Source organism: Pseudoxanthobacter sp. M-2 (assembly GCF_046156265.1).
Lineage (GTDB): Bacteria > Pseudomonadota > Alphaproteobacteria > Rhizobiales > Segnochrobactraceae > CAMDHY01.
In genome coordinates, this window is the sequence record NZ_JAWDIR010000009.1 from 43,279 (window position 1) to 50,962 (window position 7,684).

Annotated in this window: 8 protein-coding genes; 1 reads left to right on the forward strand and 7 read right to left on the reverse strand. The window is 68.5% G+C overall.

Going from position 1 to position 7,684, the window contains the following annotated elements; translation table 11 throughout:
- Positions 1–21: 21 nt before the first annotated feature.
- The 5 genes from pgl to RUR49_RS04875 all read right to left on the reverse strand — a co-directional run bounded on the left by pgl (position 22) and on the right by RUR49_RS04875 (position 4,445).
- Complete coding sequence (gene pgl, locus RUR49_RS04855; protein WP_409145203.1) at positions 22–729, reverse strand: 6-phosphogluconolactonase; 708 nt, start codon at positions 727–729, stop codon at positions 22–24.
- On the reverse strand, positions 726–2,204 hold the full coding sequence (zwf, locus tag RUR49_RS04860; protein ID WP_409145205.1) for a glucose-6-phosphate dehydrogenase: 1,479 nt from the start codon (positions 2,202–2,204) through the stop codon (positions 726–728). Before zwf ends, pgl begins: the two co-directional genes overlap by 4 nt.
- Positions 2,205–2,455: 251 nt before the next feature.
- Positions 2,456–3,145 (reverse strand): sulfotransferase family 2 domain-containing protein, encoded by a 690-nt coding sequence (locus RUR49_RS04865; RefSeq protein ID WP_409145206.1) that lies wholly within the window; start codon positions 3,143–3,145, stop codon positions 2,456–2,458.
- A gap of 140 nt (positions 3,146–3,285) precedes the next feature.
- Positions 3,286–3,816 (reverse strand): GNAT family N-acetyltransferase, encoded by a 531-nt coding sequence (locus RUR49_RS04870; protein ID WP_409145207.1) that lies wholly within the window; start codon positions 3,814–3,816, stop codon positions 3,286–3,288.
- Positions 3,813–4,445 (reverse strand): TetR/AcrR family transcriptional regulator, encoded by a 633-nt coding sequence (locus RUR49_RS04875; RefSeq protein WP_409145208.1) that lies wholly within the window; start codon positions 4,443–4,445, stop codon positions 3,813–3,815. Before RUR49_RS04875 ends, RUR49_RS04870 begins: the two co-directional genes overlap by 4 nt.
- Positions 4,446–4,662: 217 nt before the next feature.
- On the opposite strand from RUR49_RS04875, the gene RUR49_RS04880 reads away from it, so the two are divergent.
- Positions 4,663–5,013 carry a DUF1330 domain-containing protein gene (locus RUR49_RS04880; protein ID WP_409145209.1) on the forward strand — a complete coding sequence of 117 codons (351 nt, stop codon included), beginning with the start codon at positions 4,663–4,665 and terminating at the stop codon, positions 5,011–5,013.
- 102 nt (positions 5,014–5,115) lie between these two features.
- Here the strand turns inward: RUR49_RS04880 and RUR49_RS04885 are convergent, their stop codons facing one another.
- Positions 5,116–6,099, reverse strand: coding sequence for a calcium-binding protein (locus RUR49_RS04885; RefSeq protein WP_409145210.1), 984 nt, complete (start codon positions 6,097–6,099; stop codon positions 5,116–5,118).
- 97 nt (positions 6,100–6,196) lie between these two features.
- Positions 6,197–7,459: a calcium-binding protein gene (locus tag RUR49_RS04890; protein ID WP_409145211.1), complete on the reverse strand. Its 1,263-nt coding sequence runs from the start codon at positions 7,457–7,459 to the stop codon at positions 6,197–6,199.
- Positions 7,460–7,684: the final 225 nt, after the last annotated feature.

The following is a 7,684-nucleotide window of genomic DNA, read 5'->3' on the forward strand; positions in this document are numbered from 1 at the left end:
GTCGTGTCCGGAGCGTTTCGCTCACGGACACCAGAAGACGTCGATGCCGCGGCTGGCGCTGCGCAGCACCGCCCGCACCGGCATGTCCTCGACAGGGCCGTCGGCCAGCGCCGCATCGAGCGTCGTGCGCTTCTCCGCGCCCTCGATGTGCAGCGCCAGCGTGTCGGCGGCGCGCACCACCGGCAGCGTCAGGGTGATGCGCGGCTCGACGGCGGCCTTGGCGCTGACTTCGGCGACGCGGCGGTCGCGCGGTGGCGACAGCGCCGCAGCGAGGCCGTCGCCGTGCGGGAAGTAGGAGGCGGTGTGGCCGTCGTCGCCCATGCCGAGGATGGCGACGGTGAGCGGCCAGGACAACGCATCGAGGGCCTGTTCGAGAGCGGGAAAGCCCTCCTCGGGCGTCGCATCGCCGGTGTAGAGCGGCACGAAGGTGGCGGCGGCCGCCGGACCCTGCAGCAGGTGCTTGCGCACCAGCGCGCCGTTCGAGCGATCGGAGGTTTCGTCGACCCAGCGCTCGTCGATCAGCGTGACGAGCACCTGGCCCCACGGGATCGCGGCCTGGGACAGCTTCTCGAAGAAGCGCGACGGCGTTTTTCCGCCGGAGACGGCGAGGCTGGCGCGGCCGGAGATGGCGATGCGGGCGGACAGCTTGCCGGCGACGAAGGCGGCGAAGCTCGCCGCCAGTGCCTCGCGGTCGGCCGCCTCGTGCCAGCGCAGAACCGGATCGCTCATCGTTCGTCCTCGTGCCAGGTGCGGCCGTCGCGCTCGATCAGCGCGATCGACGCGGACGGCCCCCATGTACCGGAGGTGTATGGCTTCGGTGCGTCGCTCGACGCTTTCCACGCTTCGAGGATCGGGTCGATCCAGCCCCAGGCCGCCTCGACCTCGTCACGGCGCATGAACAGCGTCTGGTTGCCGCGCACGACGTCCATCAGCAGACGCTCGTAGGCCTCGTGGTGGCGGACGTTGAAGGCCTCGGCGAAGCTCATGTCGAGGGGAACGTGGCTGAGCCGCATGCCGCCCGGGCCGGGGTCCTTGATCATCAGCCAGAGCTTCACGCCCTCGTCGGGCTGCAGGCGGATGACGAGGTGGTTGGCCGAGATCGGGCCGGCGGAGTTGCCGAACAGCGAATAGGGGATCGGCCGGAAGGCGACGACGATCTCCGAGACCCGCGACGGCAGGCGCTTGCCGGTGCGCAGGTAGAACGGTGTGCCCGCCCAGCGCCAGTTGCCGATCTCGGCCTTGATGGCGACGAAGGTCTCGGTGGTGCTGTCGGTGCGGCCGAGCTCGTCGTGATAGCCCGGCACGGCGCCGCCGTCGCTGGCGCCGGCGCGGTACTGGCCGCGCACGGTGACGGTGCCGACGGACGACGGATCGATCGGCTTCAGGGCCTTCAGGACCTTGAGCTTCTCGTCGCGCACCGCGTCGGCGTCGAGGGAGGCCGGCGGCTCCATGGCGGTGAGGCAGACGAGCTGCAGGATGTGGTTTTGCACCATGTCGCGCAGGGCGCCGGCGGTGTCGTAGTAGCCGGCGCGGCCGCCGACCCCGATCGTCTCACCGACGGTGATCTGCACGTGATCGATGTGGGCGGCGTTCCAGAGCGGCTCGAACAGGGCGTTGGCGAAGCGCAGCGCCATCAGGTTCTGCACCGTCTCCTTCCCGAGATAGTGGTCGATGCGATAGATCGCCTCTTCCGGGAAGTAGGCGCCGACCTCGTCGTTGAGGGCGCGCGCGGTGTCGAGGCTCTTGCCGATCGGCTTCTCCAGCACGACGCGGACGAGCGGCGTGATCAGCCCGGCCTCGGCGATGCGGCGGGAGATCTCGCCGAACAGCTCGGGGGCGGTGGCGAGATAGAAGACGCGCACGCGGTCGGCGTTGGGGGCGAGCTTCTCGGCGAGCGCCGGCCAGCCGGCGTCGGAAGTGGCATCGACCGAAACGTAGGACAGGCGCTCGATGAAGCTCGCGGCGACGTCGTCGTGCAGTTCGTGGGCCGGCACGTACTCGGCAAGTGCCGCGCGTGCCTCCTCGCGAAAAGCCGCGTCGCCGACGGGGCGGCGGGAGGCGCCGATGATGCGGGCCTCCTCGGGCATCTGGCCCGCCAGATAGCGGTGGTAGAGCGCGGGGATGAGCTTGCGGCGGGCGAGGTCGCCGGTCGCTCCGAAGACGACGAGGTCGAACGGCTCGACTGAAATGGTGCGAGCGATCACGGGGGCGATCCTTTTCGTGCCGGCGCCGGGGGAGGCCAGCGACGGACGCGGTCCATGCTGCAGTGCAGCAATGGCGACAATGCGGCCGCGGCTTCCCCGCCGCGGACGCGCGGCCGAGTAGCAGTCTCACCGGGTGAATGGCAAGGCGCCGCGCCCGCCGAACGTGCACGTCGTCGCCGGTCGTGGCAGCCTGGCGACAGCTTCGCCGGGCGGGGCTGCACTGACGGCCCTGCGTTTCTGTGGAAGCAGTCTCAGAAGGTGTAGCCGAAGGCCTCGATCTCGCGGGCATAGAGACGTGCCACGGCGGCCCTGGTGGCATCGTCGTAGTAGGCCCGGTAGTCCGGCTTCTCGCCCGGCCGCGAGACGTTGAGGTGGGCGAGCGTCGGTGGGTCCTCGATGCCGAGACGCGCCATGACGGCGTTGAAGTCGGCCGAGAGGGTCTCGAAGCGCATCACCTCGTCGGCGACGATCTTGCCGCCGATCGCGTAGATGTCGAAGTTCGGGATGGTGCGGCGGCGCCAGCCACGGCGGACGAACTCGGCGAAGCTGCCGGATTCCTTGCCGTTGCGCTTGCGGTAGAGGTAGTGCGAGACCTCGCGGTCCCACGGATTGCGCTCGATGGTGATCTTGGTGAAGCTCGCCCACTGCTCGGGCGTGCAAAGGCGGCGCACCGTCTTCGCATAGGCGTGGTTGGGCAACTGGATGCCGGCCTTCTTGGCGTCCATGCCGAAGGCCCAGGCGAGGCGCGACCAGAACGGCACGGTTTCCAGCGGCAAGATATTGTTCTGCTGGCCGCGGCCCTGGCGGTGCTCCTCGAACCTCGAGACGTTGGTAAGGATGTCCTCCGGGCCGCAGAGTTCTGCGAGCGCGAGCTCGACGCTGGTGGAACCGGTCTTCATGGTCCGAAGGAAGATGAACCGGCGCTCGAACGAAACGATCATCGTGCCCTTCTATCGCGCGCCGGGGGGCAGTGCGGCGGGGTCGACCCTGGCGGGATCGGTCGTGTGGATGCGGGAGCGGTTCTAGTCGCTTCACCGCCGCCGTCCAAACGGAAAGCGCGCCGCCGACGCCCCCCGGCCGGTCAGCGCGGCGGGGCGTGAAGGTCGAGGACGAGGGTGCGCTCCACCGCCGGCGTACCCCAGTGGGCGCCGGCGTGCTCCTCCGCGAGACGAAAACCGGCCTCGCAGTAGAGGTGGTCGGCAGCGTCGAGCCCCGCCAGCGTCGACAGGGCGAGGCGGGTGTGGCCGGCGGTGCGGGCGGCCGCGATCGCCTCGTCGAGGAGGCGGTGACCGAGGCCGCGGCCGCGCACGGCATCCGACAGGATGAACCAGCGCAGGCGGGCCGGGTCGCCCGCGCCATCGACAGCGATGCCGCCTTGCACCTCGCCGTCGAGAACGACGGTGGCGAAGTGATCGCGGCCCTGGGCGAAGCCGGTGAGGAAGGCCGAGAGTTCGGTGGCGACGCGGGCCTCGAAGGCAAGGCCGAAACGGTGGCTTTCGGCGTAGTGGCGGGCGTGCAGCAGGACGATGCGGCCGACGGCGCCGGGCGTCCAGCCGGCGACGACGCAGGCGTCCGCAGCGGGGGCGGATACAGTCTCCGTCGCGGGGATCATCGCGGTGCCAGCCCGCGCACGACGAGGGCGGCGGTCTCGGCGGCGAAGGCGGCGTCCAGCGTGCCGCCGCCGGCGAGGATGCGGAACCAGACGATCGCAGCGACGTGGTCGGCGACGGCGTCGGCCGAGACGTCGCGGCGCACGCGGCCGCGGCGGCGGGCGGCGGCGACGATCGCGCCGACGATACGCCGGCGCGGCTCGACAAGGCGGGCGAGCAGGCGCGTGCGCTCCTCCGGCGAGGCCTGCGCGTCGACGACGAGGCCAGCGAGCACGGCGACGAGGCCGGTGCGCTCGAAGAGCTCGAACAGCCGTGTCAGCAGCGCCGCGATGTCGGCCTCCGGATCGCCCGTCGGCGGGTCGAAGCGCTCGTCGGCGGCGAAGCGGTCGTAAACGGCGATGAACAGCGCGGTGCGGTCGGCATAGCGACGATAGAGGGTCGGGCGGCCGACGCCGGCGCGGGCAGCGACGGCCTCGATGGTGACGGCGCGGTAGCCGGTCTCGCGCACCAGCGAGAGGGCTGCGTCGAGGATCGCCCGATCGGCGGCGCGCGAGCGTGGCCGGCCGGGACGGCGGACCGACTCGCGGGCGGGCAGGACGGGTTCGAGGGCGGGGACGGTGGCGGTCTGCATCGGCTGTGGGCCCGGACGATGATGTTACGGTACATCCTGTATCGGAAGTCGCGCGGGTGCGCATTCCGAAAACCGACTCGGCGCTCGTCGTCCGAGGGCCGGCCGCAGCGTGGCGTTGCCGCATGACCTCGGAGGTCATCGATCCGGGGTGGCGGGACGGCGAGGGTGGGGAGCAACGGCCGGAGGGTCCGGCCGCACCGGAAAAGGGAGCACCCCCATGCAGAGCTTTGCGATCGGCCGCCTGCGCGACGTCACGCTCGGCGCCGACATCGTCGCCTACCTCGAACACATCGACGCGACGCTCGCGCCGTTCGGCGGCGAGTTCATCGTCCACGGCGGACCGGTGACGGTGCTGGAGGGGGCGTGGGAGGGCGATCTCGTCGTCATCGGCTTCCCGAGCCGGGCGGCGGCGGAGGGGTGGTACGCCTCGCCGGCCTATCGCGAGATCGTGGGGCTGAGGACGCGGAACGCCGCGTGCGACGTCATTCTCATCGACGGCGTCGAGGACGGACATCGGGCGACGGACGTGCTCGCGCGGGAGCGGGCGGCGCGAAGTCCTGCCGGCTGATGGGGCGATGGGGGCGCGTGCCGGTACTGCAAACGCGAACGGGCGGCGCCCGGCGCCGCCCGTTCCTGGGTCGAAGGGGCGGCGGGCCCGGCCCGCGAACCCTCAGAGCTCGAAGTCACCCGCGGTGAGCTTCAGTTTGCCGTCGAGGTCAAGGGCGATGTCGGCCTTGCCGTCGCCGTCGAGGTCGCCCAGCACGACGGTATTGCCGTCGACGTACTGGTAGACCAGCGAGCCGGCCTTGCCGGAGAGGTCGCCCTTGCCGTCGAACTTGAAGGACTGATCGCCCTTCTTGGTCAGGTTGGCGTCGATGCCGGAGAAGTCGATGGTGTCGTCCTTCACCGAGAAGTCGGTGATGACGTCGGTCTTGCCGGACTTCGAGCCGAGGTCGGAGGCGTTCTTGAAGACGAAGTCGTCCTTGCCGGTGCCTCCGGTGAGCTTGTCGCGCCCGGCGCCGCCCTCGATGGTGTCGTCGCCGGCGCCACCCTTCAGGGTATCGTTGCCGCCGCCGCCCTTCAGGATGTCGTTGCCCTTGCCGCCGGAGAAGTTGTCGTTGCCGTTCTTGCCGTCGGCCCGGTCGTCGAACTTCGTGCCGGTCCAGCGATCGTTGCCCTGCGAACCGACGATCTTCTGCGCCTCGCCCTTCAGCGCCTCGAGCAGAAGCGAGCCGTCGGCCTCGCCGGTGGCCCAGCCCATCAGGGCGTAGATGACGTCGCCGGAACTCGGATCGTCGTCCGCGTCGATCGAGAATCCGGAGATCGTCAGTTCGGTGTTGTAGCCGGTGAAGTTGCCGTTGCTGTCGACCTTGCCCTTGCCGTAGGTGCCGAAGTCGATCTTGTCGATGGTGCCGGTGAGCTCGTGGGTGGCGAGCACATAGGCGAAGTCCTCGCCCCACAGGGAGACCAGCTTGTTCTTCGCGGCATTGTCGCTGGTGGCGTAACCGTTGACGATCTGGTCGCCATCGAACTGGCTGTTGTCGCCATAGAAGGTCGGCTGGCCAGACGTGTCGGGCAGGAACGATTCGATGTACTTGTTGAAATCGATGCCGGAAGAGGGCGCGTTCTTGCCCGCCTTGAAGGTGATCGCCATGGCGAGGGTCTCCGCATGCGAGTGAGCGAGGAGGCCGGCCGCAGTCACGGCCGACCGGTCGCCGGCGACTGACGCCGCCGGCGGTCGGTGCGTTGCGTCAGAGCACGAAGTCGAGCTCGGTCAGGTCGATCTTGCCGGAGAGGTCGATCTTGAAGTCGGCCTTGCCGTCGCCGTCGACGTCGCCGGCCACCACCGTCACCTTGTTGTTGAGCTGGTAGCGGAGCTCGCCGGCCTCGCCGGTGAACTTGTCGGTGCCGAGGAAGATGAAGGCGTCGTCGGCCTCGCTGGACGGGTCTGCATCCATCGCCGAGAAGTCGAGGATGTCCTTGCCGGACTTGAAGTCGGTGATGAGGTCGCGGTCGGCCTGAGCGAGGCCCGAGTCGAAGACGCCGTCAGTGGGGTTGTAGTAGCGGAAGGTGTCGGCTCCGCCACCGCCGCTCATCACGTCGGCGCCGAGGCGGCCGGTGATGTCGTCGTTGCCGCCGCCGCCGATGACGCGATCGTTGCCCGAGCCGGCGTGGATGATGTCGTTGCCGCTGCCGCCGGAGATCATGTCGTCGCCGTCGAGGCCGTAAATCCGGTCGTCGCCGTGCCCGCCCTTGATGGAATTGGCTTCGGCACTGCCGAGAATGATGTCGTTGAAGGACGAGCCGACGACGTTCTCGATGTTCGAAAGCACGGTGCCGTTCGGGCCGGTGCCGTTGCCGAGGTCGACCACGACGCCCGTCTCGAAGTTCGAGAAGGTGATCATGTCACTGCCTTCGCCGCCGTCATAGGTATCGGCGCCGAGCGTGGCGACGATCTTGTCGTCGAAGGCCGTGCCCGTGTAGCTGTCGTCACTGTCGGTGCCGACGAAGACCTGTGCCTGCTGGGCGAGGAGCGCATAGAGGCCCTCGACATCGCCGGCGTTGATCAGGTCGTAGAGCTCCATGACGCCATTGTCCGTGGCGCCATGGCCCGCCTCGACGGAGATGCCGAGGCCCTTGATCACCAGCATCTCGTCGAGGCCGGTGATGGCGCCCGCTTCGCCGGTGCCCTGCTCGCCTTCCGACTGCCCATCCACCCAGTTGCCGAAGACCAGTTCGTTGACGTCGCCCGACAGCGCATGCGGATAGGTCGTGCCGTAGTGGATCCAGTCGTAGGCGAGATCGGCGCCCTGCATGAGGACGCGCGCAGCCGAACCCTCGTACTCGTAGGCCATCTGCGACCCATTCATGTAGTAGGTCTGGCCAAAGACGCTGTCCGGGGTGCCACCATAGAATTCGTAGCTGGGGCTCGTGTCGGGGAGGTAGTCTGCAATGAAGGTGTTGTAGTCCAAGCCGCCGGAGAGTGCAGCGCCAGCCTTGATCTTGATCGCCATTGGTGCGGTCCTCGCTACAGTGACGACGCCAACCGGATGGTGGCGCTCGTTCCGTCCACGCTGATAGTGCGAACCGCTCGCAACGTCAAAGGTCATCGCAAAGATTATACTTAGAAGTATTTTACAATTACATTATAGGAATTCGATATTGGAAATAGAATTGTTAAAAACTAAGATCAGTATGGCGCTAGGGAGCCCGCCTTCTGAACGGATATGGAGAAGCTC

Excerpts from the sequence above, each read along its gene's own strand:
- RUR49_RS04870 (WP_409145207.1), bottom strand. The coding sequence starts at position 3,816 with ATGATCCCCGCGACGGAGACTGTATCCGCCCCCGCTGCGGACGCCTGC.
- pgl (WP_409145203.1), bottom strand. The coding sequence starts at position 729 with ATGAGCGATCCGGTTCTGCGCTGGCACGAGGCGGCCGACCGCGAGGCA.
- RUR49_RS04885 (WP_409145210.1), bottom strand. The coding sequence starts at position 6,099 with ATGGCGATCACCTTCAAGGCGGGCAAGAACGCGCCCTCTTCCGGCATC.
- RUR49_RS04865 (WP_409145206.1), bottom strand. The coding sequence starts at position 3,145 with ATGATCGTTTCGTTCGAGCGCCGGTTCATCTTCCTTCGGACCATGAAG.
- RUR49_RS04890 (WP_409145211.1), bottom strand. The coding sequence starts at position 7,459 with ATGGCGATCAAGATCAAGGCTGGCGCTGCACTCTCCGGCGGCTTGGAC.
- RUR49_RS04880 (WP_409145209.1), top strand. The coding sequence starts at position 4,663 with ATGCAGAGCTTTGCGATCGGCCGCCTGCGCGACGTCACGCTCGGCGCC.
- RUR49_RS04875 (WP_409145208.1), bottom strand. The coding sequence starts at position 4,445 with ATGCAGACCGCCACCGTCCCCGCCCTCGAACCCGTCCTGCCCGCCCGC.